This window comes from Pseudofrankia saprophytica (genome assembly GCF_000235425.2).
Classification (GTDB): Bacteria; Actinomycetota; Actinomycetes; order Frankiales; family Frankiaceae; genus Pseudofrankia; species Pseudofrankia saprophytica.
Window position 1 is genome coordinate 582824 of record NZ_KI912266.1, and the last position, 17990, is coordinate 600813.

The following is a 17990-nucleotide window of genomic DNA, read 5'->3' on the forward strand; positions in this document are numbered from 1 at the left end:
CGGGTCACCTACGCTGCGTGGCTCCGGCGGTTCCTGGCCGGCGGAGCGGCCCGAAGAACCGTTTCGACCTGGCGCGGCCGATGTGCCCGAGCTGAGCCAACTGCCGTAAAGTCACCGGTGAGACCACCGGTCTTCGGCATTCGGATACTCGACAGTGAGGTGGTGGCAGCCTTGTTCACCGCCCGGCGGGATCCGGATGCGTCCGCGAAGGGCACGGCCCAGCGGGCCACAGCGCCCACGGAGGCCACGGCACTCACAGAGGTCGGGACGCCGGCGGAGGCCACGGCGGCCCCGGTCACCGTCCTCCAGATCGGGGACGTCGCTCGGCAGGTAGGTCTGTCCCTGCGCACGGTCCGCTTCTACGAGGAGGCCGGGCTGCTCACCCCGGTCGGTCGGACCCAGGGTGGCTTCCGTCTCTACGACGAGGACGCCCTGGACCGGTTGCTTCTGATCAAGCGTATGAAGCCGCTCGGCTTCACGCTGGAGGAGATGCGCTCCCTGCTCGCGGTACGTGACGAGCTTCGCGTGCCGGACCTGACGGCGGACCGCCAGCACGAACTGCGGGAGCGGCTGAAGACCTGGGCCGTGCTGGCGGAGGAGAAGCTCGCCGATCTGCGGGCGCGTGCCGGGATCGCCGCGGACTTCGTCGCCGGCCTGCACGACGACGCGTCCCGGCTGCCCGAAGTCACGGACGACTCCGATGTCACAGACGACCCCGATGTCACGGACGATCTCACGGACATCGTCACGCGCTCCGGCGCCGTCGACACCGCCCCCATCACCGGGGACAGTGCCACGACCTGCGACGATGGCGGTAGTGGCGGCGCGGCGCGCGCCGTCACCGCCCACCGCTCAACCGCACCCGAGCACGACGCGCCTTCGACCGAGACGAGCCCCGACCGGACCTGACCGTCCGCGCCGCCGGCGCGCCGCCGCGAGCGGTCGCCGATCGACGCGGAACGGACGCCGAGTGCCCGCGCGCTCGGCCAGCGGCACCCGCCGAGCCCACCCGTCCCGCCTCCAGCATCGATAAGGGTTCAGTTGTCCAGCACGCATAGCATCCCGTCCGCCGCCAACGCCGGACGCGAGGTTTACCCGATCGGCGACGTAGCGGACAAGGTCACCCTGTCGTTGCGCACGACGCGCTTCTACGCCGAAGCCGGCCTGCTCGCCGCCGTCGCCGAGGACGGGGCCGGGGCACCGCTGTACGACGAGGAGGCCGTCGACCGTCTCCTCCTGGTCAAGAAGATGAAGCCGCTCGGCTTCGCCCTCGAGGAGATGCGCGCCCTCATCGACCTGCGCGACGAGGCGACGAGCGCCGGCACTCCTCCCGAGCGGCGGGAGGAGCTGCTCGACCGGCTTCACACCTGGGTCACCCTCGGCGAGGAGAAGCTGCGCTCGCTCGAGGAGCAGGTCCGCATCGCGGAGTCGTTCCTGCACGGCCTGCACGACGACGCTCACCGCGCCCGCCGCGCGGCCGGCGAGTAGTCCGCATGCCGACCTTCATTCAGAAGCCGACCATCGTCGAGGCGGCGGGCACCCTACCGAAGATCATCCGGGAGTACGTCGGCAAGGTGAACACCGGTTCGTCCGGTGTGAGCATCGCGCACATGACCAGCCCGGGGGGCTGGGAGGAGCCGGGCCAGCGGCCCGAGTTCGACGAGTACACGCTGGTGCTGCGCGGCACGCTCACCGTGGAGCACTCCGGTGGCGTGATCGAGGTCGGTGCCGGTGAGGCCGTCCACACGGCGGCCGGTGAATGGGTGCGGTACAGCACTCGCGGCGCCGACGGCGCCGACTACATCTCGGTCTGCCTGCCCGCCTTCGCCCCCGACACCGTCCACCGCGACGCCTGAGGCGGCCCCGCGGCAGACGCTTTGCGCCCGCCGCCGGGTACCGCCTGTCGGGCGCTGAGCGCCCTCCCACGTGGTTCCGGGTCGAGGCCTGTGACGGTGGCTGGACCGAGTCGGGGCTGGCGAGGTGGCTTGTTTGGCGCTGCGCTGATGCGCCGTCACCTCCGGTAGCAAGTTGCGCTTACTGGTCTGGAGTGTCGGCGTCGGGGCCGCGGCGGGCAGGGCGCCGACTACGATCGGGGGGAACCGCCGCGGCGCCCTCCGGCCGACCGACTGAACAGCTGGCCGACCGACTGGTTGGATGGCTCCGAAGGGCGAGCAAGACGGGCTGGCGGCGGCGGGAGGCGACGGATGACGGAATCGAGCGAGTCACCGCCACTGCTGCGCCGACTCGTCGGAGACGTGCTGCGCGACTACCGGATGGGCCAGGGTCGGACGCTGCGTGATGTGGCGGTCGCCGCGCGGGTATCCGTCCCGTACCTGTCCGAGGTGGAGCGGGGCCGCAAGGAGGCCTCCTCCGAGGTGCTCGCCGCGGTATGCCGCGGCCTGGACATCCGGCTGAGTGACCTGCTCGAGCAGGTGCGCCGCGAGCTGGTGGAGCGCGAGCCCAGCGCGGAGTCCCGGCAGGAGTCCCGCCAGGAGCCGTCGCGGGTGCCGGTTCGGCCGCTGGCCGGTTCGAAGGCGCCCACTCGCCCGTTGGCGGGCGCGAAGGCGCCGGCCGCCAGGCCGGCCGCGCCGGCGCGGCCGGTGTCCCCCACGGTCCCCAGCCGTCTCGTCCGCGCCGCCGACCAGGCCATCCCGACTCCGCCATCCCCGTCGGGCCCGACCTGCCAGCTCGGTGCCGCCTACACCCCACCGGCCCGGGCGGTCCGCCCGCTTCGGCGTCGTGGCCGCTACGGGCCGCCGGGCGGTCTCGGTCCCCGCCGGGCCCTGGCACCGATCGTTCCCGCGCCGCCGGGCCGGCCGCCCGCCCGGGCGGCCCTGTCCGGACGCGGGCATGCTGCTCGGCCGGCGGGTCTACGCGGTGTCGTCCCGGTCCGCGTGCCCGCCCGCGTCGTGGGGCACCGCGTCTGGCTTTGACGCCGTCTGCATCCGCGTGTCCGCCTGTTTTCTGATGATCCCGGGGATGACGGCCCAGAGCAGGACAAGGACCAGAAACGTCAACGCACCGGCGATGATCCCGGCAAGCGAGCCGATGACGACGTCGAAGATGAGGGTGACGACGCCGGCGACGGCGAGCGCGAGCAGCGCCAGTCCCGCCTGCGCCATTGCGTTCGCCGCCTGGATGAGCAGTTCCTTCTGATGGCGGCGGAACACCGCCCGATGCAGGCTGACCGGCATCAGCAGAAGGCCCGTCGCCGCGACCGCGAGCAGCACGACGACCAGGTAGAGCGTCCGCTGGACCGAGCTGAGATCCGAGAATCTCGGCTGGAACGGAAGCGCCAGCAGGAAGGCCGTCAGCAGCTGCACGCCCGTCTGCGCGACGCGGAGCTCCTGTAGCAGCTCCGTCCAGTTCCGGTCCCGCCGCTGATCCAGCGTCTCGCCGGGGCGGAGACCCACGTCGTCGATCGACGGGGTGTCCTGACCGCTCGCCGCCGGGTCTCCGGCCCGACCGGCGGCCGTGGGCGACCGGCCGGCTGATCGCTCGTTCATGTCATCCCCTCTTTCCCGCCGCCGGCCGGAGGCGAATCCTTGGCGCCGAACCGCCCCGTCTGCCCGGCTTGCGAGCATGGGAACGTGACGCACACACCGGACACCGCGGGCGCCAGCTCGCCGCCGCACAACGGCAAGACTCATCCCAAGGTCGTTAACGAGCGAATGCTGCTCGCTGTGGGGCGGACCGGCCAGGAACGGTTCGCCGACGCCGTCACCGCCTTCGCCGGCTCGATGTCCTTTGTCTACCTCCATGTCGGCTGGTTCACCGCCTGGATCCTGCTCAACCAGGGCGCTTTCGGCGAGCGGATCATCTTTGATCCGTTTCCATACGGCCTGCTGACGATGATCGTCAGCCTGGAAGCGATTTTCCTGTCGACGTTCGTCATGATCAGCCAGAATCGGGACACCCGCCGTCAGAACGTGCGCGCGGATCTGGACTACGAGACCAACGTGCGGTCCGAGGTCTGGTCGGCGCACATCGGCCGGCAGCTGGGCATCGACCCGGTCATGGTCGAGACCCGCGTCCAGGAGATCCTCCGCCGAAGCGACGCCCCCTCGCCCTGACGCCCCGGGACACCCGGACACCCGCACCCGCACCCGCATCAGATATCCGGACGCCCACCGAAGCCGGCCGGGCGGCGATTCGCCATACCTGGCGCAACCGCGCGTCCGCGGCCAGCTCCGGTCGCTTGCTTCGGGCATTTCGGGCTGGCAGGCTGGCATCTTGATCACCGGATTGTGACGTCGGCCATGCCAGGAAGCGAGGGGACGACACGATGAGCGGTCAGACCGAGGGGAACGGACGGGTCGCGGGCAAGGTGGCCCTGGTGACCGGCGCCGCGTCCGGGATCGGCCGGGCGGTGACCCGGCAGCTCGCCGCCGAAGGCGCGCGGATCGTCGCGGCGGACATCGACGAGACGGGCTTAGGCAAGCTGACGGCGGAGCTCGGCGAAGAGGTGGTCGCCGCCATCCGGTGCGACGTCACCGCCGAGGAGGACGTCGCCGCGGCCGTCCAGCTCGCGGCCAGCCGGTTCGGCGGTCTCGACATCGCGGTCGCGAACGCGGGCGGGGGCACGGTCGGGGAGATCCCCGACCACGACTACGCCGAATGGCGCCGGATCGTCGATCTCTGCCTGAACAGCGCCTTCCTCACCATCAAGCACGCGGGTGCCGCGCTGCGCGCGGGCGGCCGCGGCGGCTCGATCGTCGCGATGGCGAGCCTCAACGCGGTCCAGCCCGGCCGGGGCATGGGCGCCTACTGCGCGGCGAAGGCCGGCGTCGTCGCGCTCACCGAGGTCGCGGCGCTGGAGCTGGGGCGGCACGGAATCCGGGTGAACGCGGTCGCGCCGGGCCTCGTGCGCACCTCGCTCACGACGCCGCTCTGGGACGTCCCCGGGGTCGTCGAGGAGTACGTCGAGAACGCCCCGCTCGGCCGGTTCGCCGAGCCCGAGGAGATCGCGAACGTCGTGCTCTTCCTCGCCTCGAGCGAGGCCTCCTATGTCTCCGGCAGCCTCTACAGCGTCGACGGCGGCGCCCGCACCCGCCGCTATCCGGATGTCATCGCCGCCTTCGAACGGCTGCAGGCTCCGTCGCCCTCGCCCGCCAACTAGTTCGCCGGTCCGCCAGCCGGCTACGCCGGTCGACGAGCCGGCTCCGCCGGTCCGCCCGCCGGCCTCAGGCCTGCGCGGGCGGCGCGGTGGAGTCGGTGGCCAGTGCGGTCAGCACGGCGTCGGCGACCTCGCGGCGGCGGGTCTCGCCGACGACGTCGGCGCCGTCGGATTCCTGGATGTAGAAGGCGTCGACGACGTCGAGACCGATCGTCGCGACGATCGCCGTGCGCACGTCGACGCCGACCTCGGCGAGCGCCAACACGATCCGGAACAGCACCCCGGCCCGGTCCGGGGCGCGCACCTCCAGCACCGTCCTCGTCCCGGAGTCGTCGAACGTCGCCCGCGGCGCCCCCGGGGTGTACCACGGGCGGCGGGTCGCGTAGGCCTCCTCACGAGCCGCGAGCTGGCCGCCCACGTCGAGCCGGCCCTCGAGCCCGCGGCGCACGTCGGCGAGCAGCCGGCTCGCGTCCGGCTCGCGTCCGTGCCGCCCGGCGACGGCGGCCTGCAGCAGCGCCCGGCCGTTCGCGCCCCGGGCCGAGGCGCGCCGGACGTCGAGGCGGTTGAGCGCGAGCACCCCGGCCGTGACGGCGAGCAGGCCCACATGGTCCGGCGCGAGCACGACGATCTCGTACATGCCTTCGTCGGGCAGGCCATTGACCTGGACGAGGTGCTCGTCGGGCAGCTCGAGCAGGGCACGCTGCCGGTCGGTCAGCTCGCCGGGGTACGGCACCGGCCCACCGCCGAGGACGGCCAGCGCGCGGGTGACCAGGTCACCGATGAGGCGGGCCTTCCAGGCGCTCCACGCCGTGGCGCCGGTCGCCTGGGAGTCGGCCTCGGTCAGCTTCTGCAGCAGGATGAGCACCTGGGCGCTGCCGGCCGCGGCCGCGACCGCCTCGATCGTGGCCGGGTCGTCGATGTCGCGGTGGGTCGCAGCGTCCGGCAACAGCAGGTGATGGCGAACCATCGCGATCAGCACGTCCACGTCGGCCGGCGGCAGGCCGAGGCGCGGCCCCAGCTTCTCGACGATGACGATGCCGGCATCGGTGTGGTCGCCGGGGTAGCCCTTGCCGATGTCGTGCAGGAGGGCGCCGAGCAGCAGCAGGTCGGGCCGGTCGACGTCGCGGGTGTGCTCGGCCGCCCGCGCCGCCGCCTCCATCAGGTGCCTGTCCACGGTGTAGCGGTGGTACGGGTTGCGCTGGGGCCGGCTGCGTACCGCCGCCCACTCCGGCAGGATCCGGGTGAGCAGGCCGACCTGGTCGAGGGACTCCAGCACCGGCACGGCCTTGTCGCCGGCGGCGAGCAGCGCGACGAAGGCGTCCCGGGCGGCGTCCGGCCACGGGTCCGGCAGCGGGGGGGTCTCGCGGGCGAACCGGTCGACGGCGAACCGGCCCAGGGGGATGCCGGCTCGGGCGGCAGCGGCCGCGGCCCGCAGCACCAGCGTCGGGTCGGCGGCGGGGTCCGCGTCCCTGGCCAGCAGGACCTCGCCGTCCTGCTCCACGACGCCGGCGGCGAGCGGGCGGCGTATCGGCTTGTGTGAGCGCCAGCGCGACCGGGAGCGCAGCGCCGCGGACACCCGGTCCCAGGTGCTGTCCCACGTCCAGGAGACCGTCCGGCCGGCATCGGCGATGGCGTGCGCGAGAGCGAACGAGTCCGGCTCCCCGAGCGCGCCCGGCCTGCCCAAGTCGGCCAGCTCGCCGGGCTGGGTGGTCTGGGCGGGTTCGCGATCGTCGCCGGCCTCGGCCTCGGCTGGGCTGGCTCGGTAGCCGAGTGCCTCGGCGACCGAGGTGCCGTCCTGGAGCAGCAGCCGGTCCTGGTCGCGGCCGGCGGCGAGGCGGCGGACCTCGCCGCGGACGTCGAGCAGCAGCCGCTGGGCCGCGAGCACCCGTTCGCCCGGGGTCTCGGCGACCCAGGCGGCGGCGAGCGCGCGCAGCGCCTGCACGTCGCGCAGCCCGCCGCGGGACTCCTTGAGGTCGGGTTCCAGCAGGAACGCGACCTCTCCGCACCGGCGGGCGCGTTCGGCGTGCAGTTCGGCGAGCTCGGGCAGCCGGCGGCTGGCCTTGGCGCGCCAGCGGGTCCGCACGGCCTCGGCGAGCCTGGCCGTGAGTGCCTCGTCACCGGCGACCAGGCGGGCGTCGAGCAGGCCGAGGGCCGCCTTCAGGTCGCCGTCGGCGACGGCGACGGCCTGCTCGACCGTGCGGACGCTGTGGTCGAGGCCGACACCGGCGTCCCAGACCGGGTACCAGATCCCGTCCGCGACGGCGGCGACGGCCCGGTCGCCGCGCCGGCCGTCGTGCAGCAGCACGAGGTCGAGGTCGGTGCCGAAGGCCGGTTCGCCGCGGCCATAGCCACCCACGGCGAGCAGGGCGACGCCGGTGCCCGGCTCGCCGAACAGGGCGCGCAGCGCGGCGTCGGCGCTCTCGGTGAGCGCGGCCCGCAGCGGCGCTCCGGTCAGATCCGGGAACGCACCGTCCCGCCCGCGCAACGCCGCGAACCCGGCAGCCACGTCCACCCCGTACTCCCCGTGCTCCACCGCGCGCCCACCTCCAGATCCGTCATACAAGTCAGATCCTTGCGCGACGGACGCCTGTGCCGCTCGTCAACGGGGACGGCGGTGGGCGCCGTCGCATCGCGACGAGCGGACAAGGCGGGGGCAGGCCGGTCCCGGCCCGCCCCCGCCCATCACGGTCGCACTACCGAAGCAGAGGAGGAGCGATCAGACGTCTCGCGATGTCACATCCGGAGGCTCCGGCGCTCCCCGGTGCTACAGGGCGTCGGAGCCACGCTCGCCGGTCCGCACACGGACGACCGTCTCGACGGGAACCACCCAGACCTTGCCGTCGCCGATCTTGCCGGTCTGCGCCGCGCCGGTGATCGCGGTGACGAGGTCCTCCACGGCCTCGTCGTCGACGACAACCTCGATCTTGATCTTCGGGACGAAGTCGACCTTGTACTCGGCGCCACGGTAGACCTCCGTGTGCCCCTTCTGTCGACCGTAGCCCTGAACCTCAGAGATAGTCAGTCCGTGCACACCCAGGGTCTCCAGCGCCGCCTTGACGTCGTCGACCTTGAACGGCTTGATCACCGCGGTGACAAGCTTGGTCATTACTTTTCCTCCTCTTTTTGTCAGGCCTGTGTCCCCTCACTCAGGCCTGCGTCCTCTCGGGTATCTTGACCGAGTTGACGGCGGCGACGCTACCGTCATCGCCAGACAAAGTGAACCAGTTCGCGTCTTCTTTTCGCCACGAACGATCAGTCTCGGTCGACTTCCCCTCCCCGTCGTTTCGGGAGGGCCGAAGGATTGACTTGAACCGCGCGACGAGCGAACGTTCCGAGCGCCGGGTCCGAACGGCGGCGAGCGCACGGCCGACCTGCCCGCCAGGATTCCCCTGACGTTCGCCTGGGCCGGCCACGGCCTTCCTGACCGCCAGCGCGAGAACCAGCGTGACGGCCGCCGAGTAGCCGACCGTGGACACGACCGCCAGCGCCTGCCTGCCGAGCAGCCCCCACGACCCCCCGTAGACGAGGCCCTCGTTGATCGAGCCGCCGGTGTCCGCCGTGGCGAACACGCCGACGAGCAGGGTACCCAGCACGCCGCCGACGAGATGCACGGCGCCGACGTCGAACACGTCGTCGATCCCGGCCCTGCCCGTGAGGGCCGTGGTGAGAGCGCAGGCGACCCCGCCGAGCGCCCCGATCGCCAGGGCCCCCAAAGGTGACACGAAACCGCTCGCGGGGGTGATGGCGACCAGCCCGGCGATGGCGCCGGACGCCGCGCCGACCGGGGTCGGCAGGCCGTCCCTGAACCATTCGACGAGCACCCAGCAGGTCATCGCGGCGGCCGCGGCGAGCTGGGTGTTCAGGAACGCCCAGCCGGCGAGCTGGCCCGAGCCGAGCGCCGAACCGGCGGTGACCCCGAACCAGCCGACCCAGACGATGCCGGCGCCGACCAGGGCCAGCGGCACGTTGTGCGGCAGTCCGCTGGAGACGCCCAGCCGACGCCTGGGTGCCGCGGGTCGCGCTGTGGCCGCGTCGGCCGCGTCGGCCGCGAGACGCCTTCTGCCCCGCCACAGACGTCGCCAGCCGGGGGGCGGGCCGAGCACGGCCGCGAGCACGACGCCGGCGGCGCCGGCGCTCGCGTGGATGGTGGTGCCGCCCGCGAAGTCCAGCGCACCGAGCCGGAACAGCCAGCCGTGCGGGCTCCACACCCAGTGCGCGACCGGCGCGTAGACCAACGCCAGCCACAGCGTGACGAGGACGGCGAGCGCGCCGAGCCGGAGGCGGCCGGCCGTCGCGCCGGTGACCAGCGTGGCGGCGATGAGCGCCAGCATCAGGTGGAAGGTGAGGACGACCACCGTCGGGGTGCCGCCGCCCTCGGCGGTGTAGGGCGCCGTCACCGGGTCGCCGAGGTGGCGCAGCGCGAACGCGCCGAGGCCGCCCCATATCCCGTTGTCAGCGGGCCCGAACGCGATCGTGTAGCCGACCAGTACCCACAGCACCGTGCCGACCCCGACGCAGATCAGGCTCTGCGTCAGAACGCTCAGGATGTGGTGGACCCGGGCCAGGCCGCCGTGGAAAAGAGCGAGGCCGAATACCGCGAACATCGCCAGCGCGCAGCTCACGAGCAGCCAGGCGCCGTTCGCGGCCAGGTGCGCATCGACGATCGCTCCGTGCAGCCGCGGATCAACGATCTGCGCGTTCATGTGCCTCCCCCGGTCCCGCGCCAGCTCCGGCAGCATGCCCGGGGGTGTGCGCGACCCCCTCACCGGGTACCCAAAGGACATGCGGCCAGGTATCGGGACGCGCCGGGCAGTCGGCGCGAATCATGCCTGGACGCGACCAGGTCGCCACAAGAAGGTGGGGGTGTGCCGGCCGCAACCGACACACCCCCACCCTCCGTGCTGTGTACCTACCGGGGCTGCGAGCTGGACTCCTTCACCCCGGTCAGGCTCGCGACGCCGGCCCGTGGGTTCAGGCCTGCGCCTCTTCAGGCACCTTGACCGGCGCGACGGTCGTCGAGGCGGAACCCGCCCCACCGATCGAGCTGAACCGGTACGCGGTCTCGCCGTGCTGCGCCTCGTCGAGGCCGATCTCCTCGTGCTCGTCACTGAGACGACCGTTCAGGACGTACTTGACGAACAGGGCGAGGATCGCGGTACCGGCGGCCGAGTAACCGACCGTGGCACCGACGGTCAGCGCCTGGTAGCCGAGAACGCTCCATGGACCGCCGTAGAAGATGCCGTCCTTGCCGGCCGCGTTCACGTCGACGGTGCCGAAGAAGCCGATCAGCAGGGCGCCGAGAACACCACCGACCAGGTGGACGGCACCGACGTCGAGCGCGTCGTCGATCCCGACCTTGCCCTTGATGGAGGTGGCCAGGGCGCAGATGGCACCGGCGATGGCGCCCACCGCGATGGCGCCCATCGGCGAGACGAAACCACAGGCCGGGGTGATGGCGACCAGACCGGCGACGGCACCGGAGGCAGCACCCAGGGTGGTCGGCTTGCCGTCACGCAGCCACTCGACCGCGACCCATGCGAGCAGGGCCACACCGGTGGCGATCTGCGTGTTCAGGAACGCCCACGCGGCCAGCGAGCCGGAGCCCAGGGCCGAACCGGCGTTGAACCCGAACCAGCCGAACCACAGGATGCTCGCGCCGAGGACGACGTACGGCACGTTGTGCGGACGGAAGTCCCCACCCGGCCAGCCCTTGCGGCGACCGAGCACGAGTGCCAGGACGACACCCGCGGCACCGGCGTTCGCGTGGACGACCGTGCCGCCGGCGAAGTCGAGCGCGCCCTTCTTGAACAGCCAGCCGTTCACGTTCCAGACCCAGTACGCGACCGGCGAGTAGATCAGGATCGACCACAGGGCGATGAAGACGACGAACGCGCCGAACTTCAGACGGTCCGCGCTCGCGCCGGTGATCAGCGCCGGCGTGATAATCGCGAACATCATCTGGAAGACGATGAAGACGACGGTGTGTACGCCGCCACCCTCGGGGTTGTACACGGCCGTGACGTGGTCGCCGATGCTCTGCAGCGCCGCGAAGTCGAAGCCGCCGAAGAAGCCGTTCGTCGCCGGCCCGAAGGCGATGCTGTAGCCGACCAGCGTCCACAGCAGCGTCACGATGCCGATGCAGAAGAAGTTCTGCATCAGCATGCCAAGGACGTGCTTGGTGCGGACCATGCCACCGTAGAAGAACGCGAGACCCGGCGTCATGAAGAGCACCATCGCCGCGCTGGCGAGCAGCCAGGCGTCGTTGGCAGACAGCCCCGCGTTAGTGACAGCGTCCGTTAGTTCCTGTTGGGACATATCTCTCCCGTCGTTCTTCCCCCCGCGCGAGCGGCCGCGCGGACTACGTCCACCGGTTCGCTGCCCGCGGCACTCGTCCCGGATCCTCCGGTGTCGAAGGTTCTTCACGGCGTGTTCCAGGCCAGTGACTGCCCTGTTTCTTGTGTGTGAATTCGCCAAATTGGGCGGTTCGTGGTCGACTCGGGTGTGCCAACTGTGGGTACCTCGGAACCCTCCGTGTCCCCCGGCGCGGATGCGTGACCACACAACTTCAGACAGTTACTGTGACGCGCCGTGCGCACCACGCCGTCGGAGGGCTCCCATAGGGGCAGTGGTCTGTCTCGGAGTTCACCGAGGACAAAGAATTGGCTCGAACGCGCCGGGTATCCGCCCACTCGGCGCGGCCGATCGTCCGGCGCCCGGGTGTCGCTGGGTTTCCTGATCTCCGGATGGCTGATCCTTGCTCCCGGTGTGGCCCCGGTGTGGGCTAATCCCGTCGCTCCGGCGCCCGGCGGGGGTGCCTCGGTGGGAGGCTCCTCGACGGGGGACGACGACGGCGGCTCGTCCGAGACGATCGACGGGATCATGGCCCAGATCGCGGCGGCCCGCGGCGAGCTGGCGGATCTCGACGCCAAGCTGACGGAAGCCACCGAGGCGTTCGACGCGGGTCGGATCCGGCTCGGCAAGGCGAGGGCCGCGGTCGACGACGCCGAAGCCCGCGTCGACCGGGCCGATACCGCGGTGCGGGACGCCGTCGCGGAAAGGCGGGGGCTCGCGGCATCCGCGTACCGCGCCGGCGGACTGGACACGCTCTCGGCGATCCTCACCGGCGACCCGGGCAGCGTGCTGGACCGGGTCGGCGCGCTGAACGCGCTGGGCCGCCGGGCCCACACCGCCGAGAGCCGGGAACGGCTCGCCCGCGTCGACCTGACCGAGGCCCGCACCACCGCCCGCACGACGCTCGCGGACGCGCAGAGCGCCTTCGACGCCGTCACCGACCAGAAACGGATCATCCAGGCATCGGCGGGCCGGCAGCGCACCCTGCTCGACGGTCTGGTGGCCAAGCAGGCCGACCTGGAGCGTCAGGCCAGGGAACGGGAGGCCGCGGCGCAGCGGGCGCGGCAGCAGGCCGCCGCCGCCGAGGCGGCGCGGATCGCCCAGGCCGCCGCCGCCGAGCAGGCGAGGCTGCGTCAGCAGTCCGGCCTGGTCCAGCAGGCGAGCGACGCCTTCGCCGCCGCGCCGGTCGCCGTCGCCGAGGCGTACCGGCAGATCGGCAAGCCGTACGTGTGGGGGGCCGAGGGGCCGGACGCGTTCGACTGCTCGGGCCTGACGCAGTGGGTGTGGGCCAAGGCCGGTGCCCAGCTCCCGCACTACACCGGTGACCAGTGGAACGCGGGCCGGCACGTGTCCCGCGACCAGCTCATCCCCGGTGACCTGGTCTTCTTCAACGCGGCGCTGGACCACGTCGGCGTCTACATCGGCAACGGCCAGATGATCCACGCGCCCCACACCGGCGCCGTCGTCCGCGTCGAGAACGTCTGGTGGTCCAGTTTCCAGGGGGCCGTCCGCCCCGCCGGCTGAGCCAGCCTGGCCCAGCCCAGCCTGGCGCCAGCTCGGCCCGACGGCGGGCGGAGCTCGCGACAGCCCCTACGAACTACCCGACTACCCGAACTCCTCGGCCAGGTCGACGAGCTCCTTGCAGCGCGGGCAGACCGGGAATCGCTGGGGGTCCCGGACTGGTTCGAACTTGTACCCGCACAGAGCGGTCACCCGACCGCCCTCGATGGACGCGCGGACGATCTCCTCGCGGCGGGCGAAGTGGGCGTGGTCGTCCCCCTCGCCGGTACGCGTGTCGGACGTCTCTGGCCGGATCTGCGTCGTGCTCACCCGTCGAGTGTAGGTCGCGACGGCTGGTTGGCCACCCTCTGGGCGGCCGGGGCCGGAGCACGGGCAGGACACCCGCACCCGGGGGACCGATCGGCACCCTCGACGCGGCCCACACGGCTCTTGCCCCGGCCGATGGCGGCGTACTCTTAGGAGCGGACGAAGGAGACCGGTGACTGCACTGATCGACAGTACCGAGATGTACCTCCGTACCCTGTATGAGCTACGGGAAGAGGGCATCCCGCCGCTACGCGCGCGCCTGGTGGAGCGGTTGCACGTCAGTGCTCCGGCCGCCAGCGAGTCGACGGCCCGGCTGGCGCATGAGGGGCTCGTCTCCCTCGCCGAGGACCGGACGGTTCAGTTCACCGAGAAGGGGCTCCTCCGGGCCACCGCGGTGATGCGCAAGCATCGGCTCGCCGAGCTGCTACTCACGAAGATCATCGGTCTCGACTGGGCCCTGGTCCACAACGAGGCCTGCCGCTGGGAGCACGTGATCTCCGACGAGGTCGAGGCCCGGCTGACGGTGATCCTCGGCGATCCCAAGCGATGCCCGTTCGGGAACGAGATCCCACCGCCCACCGACCAGCTCACGGGCGGCAACGGCAACCCGACCAGCCTCCTCGCCAGCGCGGACCTCGCCGGTGGCAAGAGCAGGCCGGTCACCGTCGGCTGGATCTCCGAACGGCTCCAGGCTCATGAGGGCACGATGAGGCGACTGCACGAAAACGGGATCATCCCCGGCGCCCCGATCGTCGTCGAGTCCCACGGCGACCTCGTCAGCATCCGCCAGGAGACCGACGCGCCCTCCGAGATCGACCGCCGCACCGCGTCCCTCGTCTACGTCGACCCGCTCCTGACCTGACCTCCGCCGGCGAGGCACGAGCCCCACGGCCGGCCCGTGCTTCCCGAGGTCGCGTACGGAACGACCGTAGAGTCCGGCGTGGAACGACCTTGCCCGCGAGTCGCCGCCCAGGCGGCGTACTCTAGTTTGGTCGCTGCGGACCTGTGATCATCCCACCCCGGATGATCTGCGGCCGCGGAGACCGCCAAGCCCTCGTAGCTCAGTGGATAGAGCGACCGCCTCCTAAGCGGTAGGCCGCAGGTCCGATTCCTGCCGGGGGCACCAAAGAACGATCTTCATCGCGCTATTCGCGTTATTCGTGCTGGTCACACTAGGTGAGCAATATTGCGTCCTAACCCTGCCGCTCACCCTCAGGCGCGCCGACCGGCGCCTCTACCAGCGGTTTCGCACATCGCAAGCCGCCGTAGGTCCGAGCCCTCCGGGGTAACAGCCCCGTCAGTCCAATCGCGCCAGCTTCGGGTTCGAGCCCCAACCGGACCACCATATTGCCGATCATGCGTCCGACCTACACAAATGCGGCTTACGATCTATCGCTTTGAACCCCCGACGAATGGATCGGTACTGGTCAGGGCTGCGGTGGCCGGTTCGAGCCTCGCCCGGACGACCATGTTGCGGCCATGCGAACCCTCCGCCTCGCCGAGGTGCCGGCGGCTGCGACGTCGGAGGACACCCGCGGTCGCCACACGGCGGGCCGCCGGGCCAGGATCGAGAACGTGCCGGGGCAACCTGTTCGTTGATGGCTTGCGTAGGGGTGATGGGGACGGTCACCCCAGAGGCCACCGATCGTTGTCGTGGCCCTGGGCCGGAGCCACCGGTTGGCGTGAGCCGGCAGCCCCGGTCGAAGGCCTCTGAGCGGCCGGCGCGACGCGCCGTCTCTCGCGCCGCGTCCTGGCCGCGATGCGGTCAGGAAAGATCGACGTGCAGGCGGTGCAGGCGCACCTCCTGGATGCGCCAGCGGCCGTCAGACCCGCGGCGGTACTTCTCGTGATAGTGGCCGTAGCCTCGCAGCGTGGCCTTCAGGTCGGTGCGTGAGGCGTCGGTGAACATCTGGACGTAGTCCTCCATCGCCCAGATTCCGGTGGCCGTTTCCGGTCCGGTGACCGCGATCTCCGGCATGTGGCCGTGGTGGGCGCTGATGCACTTGTCCAGCTGTCGGCTCATCGTTCCGACGAAGTTGTCGCGTCCGGCGAAGGTCACGTCTGGCACGTCGGCTACCCAGACAGTGACGTCCTCGGTGAAGACGTCACGCCACTCGTCCCACATCTTGGTGTCCATCAGCCGGAAGTACCGCGCCTTGAGCTGCTTGATCTGTTCGATGTCGGCCATCTCTGCGAGGTCCATGCCTGCGCTCCTCTCAACGAGCCGTGTAACCGCCGTCGACGGCCATGGCCGTGCCGGTGACGAAGGAGGACTCGTCGCTGGCCAGGAAGAGTGCCGCGGCGGCCAGCTCGTCCGGCATTCCCCACCGGCCGACCGGGGCTGGTGGCACCAGATCCGCGGGCGGGGCCGAGTCGTCCGTCGCTCCTGCCTGGCCCGTCCAGGTAAGCCCGGGGCAGAGCGCGTTGATCCGGATACCCTTCTTGGCGTAGTCGAGGGCTGCGGACTTCGTCATCTGCACGACGGCGCCCTTCGACGCGGAATACAGAGAAAGGCCTTTCCACCCGACGAGGCCGCTCGCCGACGCCGTATTTATGATCGAACCGCCACCCGTCGCCAACATGGCCGGGATAGCCTTCTTCATTCCGAGATATACACCCTTGACGTTCACGGCCATGATGGCGTCGAAATAGTCGTCGGTCGTCTCGGCCAGTGGGAGGACCGGGCTCGATACTCCCGCGTTGTTGAAGATGACGTCGAGCCGGCCGAAGCGTTCCACCGCAATCTTCACCATGGCCTCCACCTCGGCGGCGGACGTCACGTCGACATGGGCCGCGACGGCCGCCTCGCCCATCGCCTTGGCCGTCAGCGCCTCCCGCCCGCTCACGTCCGCGCACACGACGCGCGCGCCTTCCCGCGCGAAGAGGAATGCCGCCGATCGGCCGATACCGGAACCGGCGCCGGTGACGATGGCGACTTTGCCGGATAACTTGCCCATGCTTCTACTCCGATTTCCTCTTCCGGCGGCGCCGGCGACACGCCCGGAGGCGCGCCGCCGTGCGCCGGCCTGATTGGAATGCCGTCTTGATCTGTCGGAACAGGCACGCTCACTGTCCCGCAGGCGTGCGTCCGGCCCCGTCCGCTTCCGTTCTCCTGGACATCCGGCTCCTTCATCGGAGCCCAGCAGTCGCTCGGGGCGAGCGATAGCGTCGCCGCGAGCCCACCGTCCTGGCCAGCCCCGGGATGTGGCCCGGGCAGTGGAGGTCAGCGCCTCGTGCCGGTCGGTGCATCGTGACGAGACAGGAGGCGGTGGTTGGCAGGTCGGCGTACGTCGCGACGCCGGGGCGTGCCGCGGCCCGCCAACTGGCGACCGCCCTCAGCGTCCAGCGGCCATCGAGTCCCGCTGGGCCGTGTAGGCGGCGAGGCGTTCGGCCGGGTCGATCTGATGGTGGCTGAGGGCGCGGATGGAGACGTCGTGGCCGTCGGCGTGCGCGCGGAGCGCGCCGACGGTGGCCTGTTCGCGTGGGATGTGGGCGAACGGGTCGAACGAGTACCAGCGCATGGCGTTCTCGTGGGTCATCTTGTTGATCTCGTGATCGGGTACGCCGAACGTCTCCATCGTGGCGTGGAGTTCCTCGGGGGCGCCGGGCCACATGGAGTCGCTGTGGGGGTAGTCGCACTCCCAGGCGATGTTGTCGATGCCGATCTGGTCGCGCATCTGGACGCCGGCGGGGTCGGAGATGAAGCACGTCAGGAAGTGCTGCCGGAAGATCTCCGAGGGGAGCTTGCCGCCGAAGTCCTGCAGCGTCCAGGTGGCGTGCATGTCGAAGGTCCGGTCGACGCGCTGCAGGAAGTAGGGAATCCAGCCGGTTCCGCCCTCGGACAGGGCGATCCGGATGTCCGGGAAGTCCTTGAGCACCCGGGACCAGAGAAGGTCGGCCGCGGCGGAGACGATGTTCATCGGCTGCAGGGTGATCAGGACGTCCGGCGGCGAGTCGGGCGCGGGCACGGCGAGTTTGCCGGAGGAGCCGATGTGGATCGACAGGACGGTGCCGGTGTCGCAGCAGGCCCGCCACAGCGGGTTCCAGTAGGGGTCGTGGAAGCTGGGGTAGCCGAGCGTCGCCGGGTTCTCGGTGAAGGTGAGCGAGTGGCAGCCCTTGGCGGCGACCCGGCGGACCTCGGCGGCGCAGAGCTCCGGGTCCCAGATGGCCGGGATCGCCATGGGGATGAACCGGCCGGGGTGGGCGCCGCACCATTCGTCGATGTGCCAGTCGTTGTAGGCCTGGACGAGGGCGAGGGAGAACTGCGGGTCGTCGGTCGCGAACAGGCGGGCGGCGAAGCCGGGGAACGACGGGAAGTTCATCGAGGCGAGGATCCCGCCGGCGTTCATGTCCTTGACCCGTTCGGCGGCGTCGTAACAGCCGGGGCGGATCTCGTCGAGCCCCTGCGGTTCGAGTCCGTATTCGGACTTCGGCCGGCCGGCGACCGCGTTGAGCGCGACGTTGGGGATCATGGTGTCGCGGAACTTCCACATGTCTGCGCCGCCCTCCAGGCGCACGATCCGCGGGGCGTCGTCGGTGTACTTCGCCGGGAGCCGGCCCGTGAACATGTCCGGGGGCTCGATGACGTGGTCGTCGACGCTGATCAGAATCAGGTCGTCCTTGTTCATGGCGGTCCTCTCCGTCGTGGGTCGCCCGGGCCCGTGGGTCGCCGTCCGCGATGTCCCGGGATCGCGAA

Annotated in this window: 17 protein-coding genes and 1 tRNA gene; 9 read left to right on the forward strand and 9 right to left on the reverse strand. The window is 71.2% G+C overall.

Going from position 1 to position 17990, the window contains the following annotated elements; all coding sequences use genetic code 11:
• Positions 1-162: 162 nt before the first annotated feature.
• From FRCN3DRAFT_RS57555 to FRCN3DRAFT_RS57005, 4 genes are all read left to right on the forward strand, one after another.
• The gene (locus FRCN3DRAFT_RS57555; protein WP_425343316.1) at positions 163-909 is read left to right on the forward strand and encodes a MerR family transcriptional regulator; all 747 of its coding nucleotides are present in this window, start codon (positions 163-165) and stop codon (positions 907-909) included.
• Between the two features lie 132 nt (positions 910-1041).
• Positions 1042-1488: a MerR family transcriptional regulator gene (locus tag FRCN3DRAFT_RS0202575; protein ID WP_007514361.1), complete on the forward strand. Its 447-nt coding sequence runs from the start codon at positions 1042-1044 to the stop codon at positions 1486-1488.
• Positions 1489-1493: 5 nt separating this feature from the next.
• On the forward strand, positions 1494-1856 hold the full coding sequence (locus tag FRCN3DRAFT_RS0202580; protein WP_007514362.1) for a cupin domain-containing protein: 363 nt from the start codon (positions 1494-1496) through the stop codon (positions 1854-1856).
• Between the two features lie 348 nt (positions 1857-2204).
• Positions 2205-2933 (forward strand): helix-turn-helix domain-containing protein, encoded by a 729-nt coding sequence (locus FRCN3DRAFT_RS57005; RefSeq protein WP_007514363.1) that lies wholly within the window; start codon positions 2205-2207, stop codon positions 2931-2933.
• On the opposite strand, the gene FRCN3DRAFT_RS42295 is transcribed toward FRCN3DRAFT_RS57005, so the two are convergent.
• Positions 2871-3506: a DUF6328 family protein gene (locus tag FRCN3DRAFT_RS42295; RefSeq protein ID WP_007514364.1), complete on the reverse strand. Its 636-nt coding sequence runs from the start codon at positions 3504-3506 to the stop codon at positions 2871-2873. The two genes, FRCN3DRAFT_RS57005 and FRCN3DRAFT_RS42295, sit on opposite strands and share 63 nt — an antisense overlap.
• Positions 3507-3590: 84 nt before the next feature.
• Between FRCN3DRAFT_RS42295 and FRCN3DRAFT_RS0202595 the strand changes: the two genes are divergently transcribed.
• Together FRCN3DRAFT_RS0202595 and FRCN3DRAFT_RS0202600 are read left to right on the forward strand one after the other, a co-directional pair.
• Entirely contained in the window at positions 3591-4073 is a 483-nt protein-coding gene (locus FRCN3DRAFT_RS0202595; RefSeq protein WP_035924249.1) for a DUF1003 domain-containing protein, read from the forward strand.
• 212 nt (positions 4074-4285) lie between these two features.
• A complete protein-coding gene (locus tag FRCN3DRAFT_RS0202600) occupies positions 4286-5119 on the forward strand; it encodes an SDR family NAD(P)-dependent oxidoreductase (RefSeq protein ID WP_007514366.1) in 834 nt (277 codons plus the stop codon).
• 64 nt (positions 5120-5183) lie between these two features.
• On the opposite strand, the gene FRCN3DRAFT_RS0202605 is transcribed toward FRCN3DRAFT_RS0202600, so the two are convergent.
• The 4 genes from FRCN3DRAFT_RS0202605 to FRCN3DRAFT_RS0202620 form a co-directional block, all read right to left on the reverse strand.
• Positions 5184-7649 (reverse strand): [protein-PII] uridylyltransferase, encoded by a 2466-nt coding sequence (locus tag FRCN3DRAFT_RS0202605; protein WP_007514367.1) that lies wholly within the window; start codon positions 7647-7649, stop codon positions 5184-5186.
• 231 nt (positions 7650-7880) lie between these two features.
• Positions 7881-8222 carry a P-II family nitrogen regulator gene (locus tag FRCN3DRAFT_RS0202610; RefSeq protein WP_007514368.1) on the reverse strand — a complete coding sequence of 114 codons (342 nt, stop codon included), beginning with the start codon at positions 8220-8222 and terminating at the stop codon, positions 7881-7883.
• 40 nt (positions 8223-8262) lie between these two features.
• Positions 8263-9819: an ammonium transporter gene (locus FRCN3DRAFT_RS42300; protein ID WP_084174300.1), complete on the reverse strand. Its 1557-nt coding sequence runs from the start codon at positions 9817-9819 to the stop codon at positions 8263-8265.
• A 268-nt stretch (positions 9820-10087) separates the two neighbouring features.
• Entirely contained in the window at positions 10088-11431 is a 1344-nt protein-coding gene (locus FRCN3DRAFT_RS0202620) for an ammonium transporter (RefSeq protein ID WP_007514370.1), read from the reverse strand.
• A gap of 504 nt (positions 11432-11935) precedes the next feature.
• On the opposite strand from FRCN3DRAFT_RS0202620, the gene FRCN3DRAFT_RS0202625 reads away from it, so the two are divergent.
• The gene (locus FRCN3DRAFT_RS0202625; protein WP_232793894.1) at positions 11936-12991 is read left to right on the forward strand and encodes a C40 family peptidase; all 1056 of its coding nucleotides are present in this window, start codon (positions 11936-11938) and stop codon (positions 12989-12991) included.
• A gap of 81 nt (positions 12992-13072) precedes the next feature.
• Here FRCN3DRAFT_RS0202625 and FRCN3DRAFT_RS0202630 read toward each other — a convergent pair whose 3' ends face one another.
• The gene (locus tag FRCN3DRAFT_RS0202630; RefSeq protein ID WP_007514372.1) at positions 13073-13297 is read right to left on the reverse strand and encodes a DUF3039 domain-containing protein; all 225 of its coding nucleotides are present in this window, start codon (positions 13295-13297) and stop codon (positions 13073-13075) included.
• Between the two features lie 169 nt (positions 13298-13466).
• Here FRCN3DRAFT_RS0202630 and FRCN3DRAFT_RS0202635 point away from each other — a divergent pair, with 169 nt between their 5' ends.
• Together FRCN3DRAFT_RS0202635 and FRCN3DRAFT_RS0202640 are read left to right on the forward strand one after the other, a co-directional pair.
• Positions 13467-14156: a metal-dependent transcriptional regulator gene (locus FRCN3DRAFT_RS0202635; protein ID WP_007514373.1), complete on the forward strand. Its 690-nt coding sequence runs from the start codon at positions 13467-13469 to the stop codon at positions 14154-14156.
• A gap of 188 nt (positions 14157-14344) precedes the next feature.
• Positions 14345-14420 (forward strand) — tRNA-Arg (locus FRCN3DRAFT_RS0202640).
• A gap of 639 nt (positions 14421-15059) precedes the next feature.
• On the opposite strand, the gene FRCN3DRAFT_RS0202645 is transcribed toward FRCN3DRAFT_RS0202640, so the two are convergent.
• The 3 genes from FRCN3DRAFT_RS0202645 to FRCN3DRAFT_RS0202655 form a co-directional block, all read right to left on the reverse strand.
• On the reverse strand, positions 15060-15497 hold the full coding sequence (locus tag FRCN3DRAFT_RS0202645; protein ID WP_007514374.1) for a nuclear transport factor 2 family protein: 438 nt from the start codon (positions 15495-15497) through the stop codon (positions 15060-15062).
• 13 nt (positions 15498-15510) lie between these two features.
• Positions 15511-16251, reverse strand: a complete 741-nt coding sequence (locus FRCN3DRAFT_RS0202650; RefSeq protein WP_007514375.1) for an SDR family NAD(P)-dependent oxidoreductase — start codon at positions 16249-16251, stop codon at positions 15511-15513.
• A gap of 378 nt (positions 16252-16629) precedes the next feature.
• Positions 16630-17922, reverse strand: coding sequence for an amidohydrolase family protein (locus FRCN3DRAFT_RS0202655; RefSeq protein ID WP_007514377.1), 1293 nt, complete (start codon positions 17920-17922; stop codon positions 16630-16632).
• Positions 17923-17990: the final 68 nt, after the last annotated feature.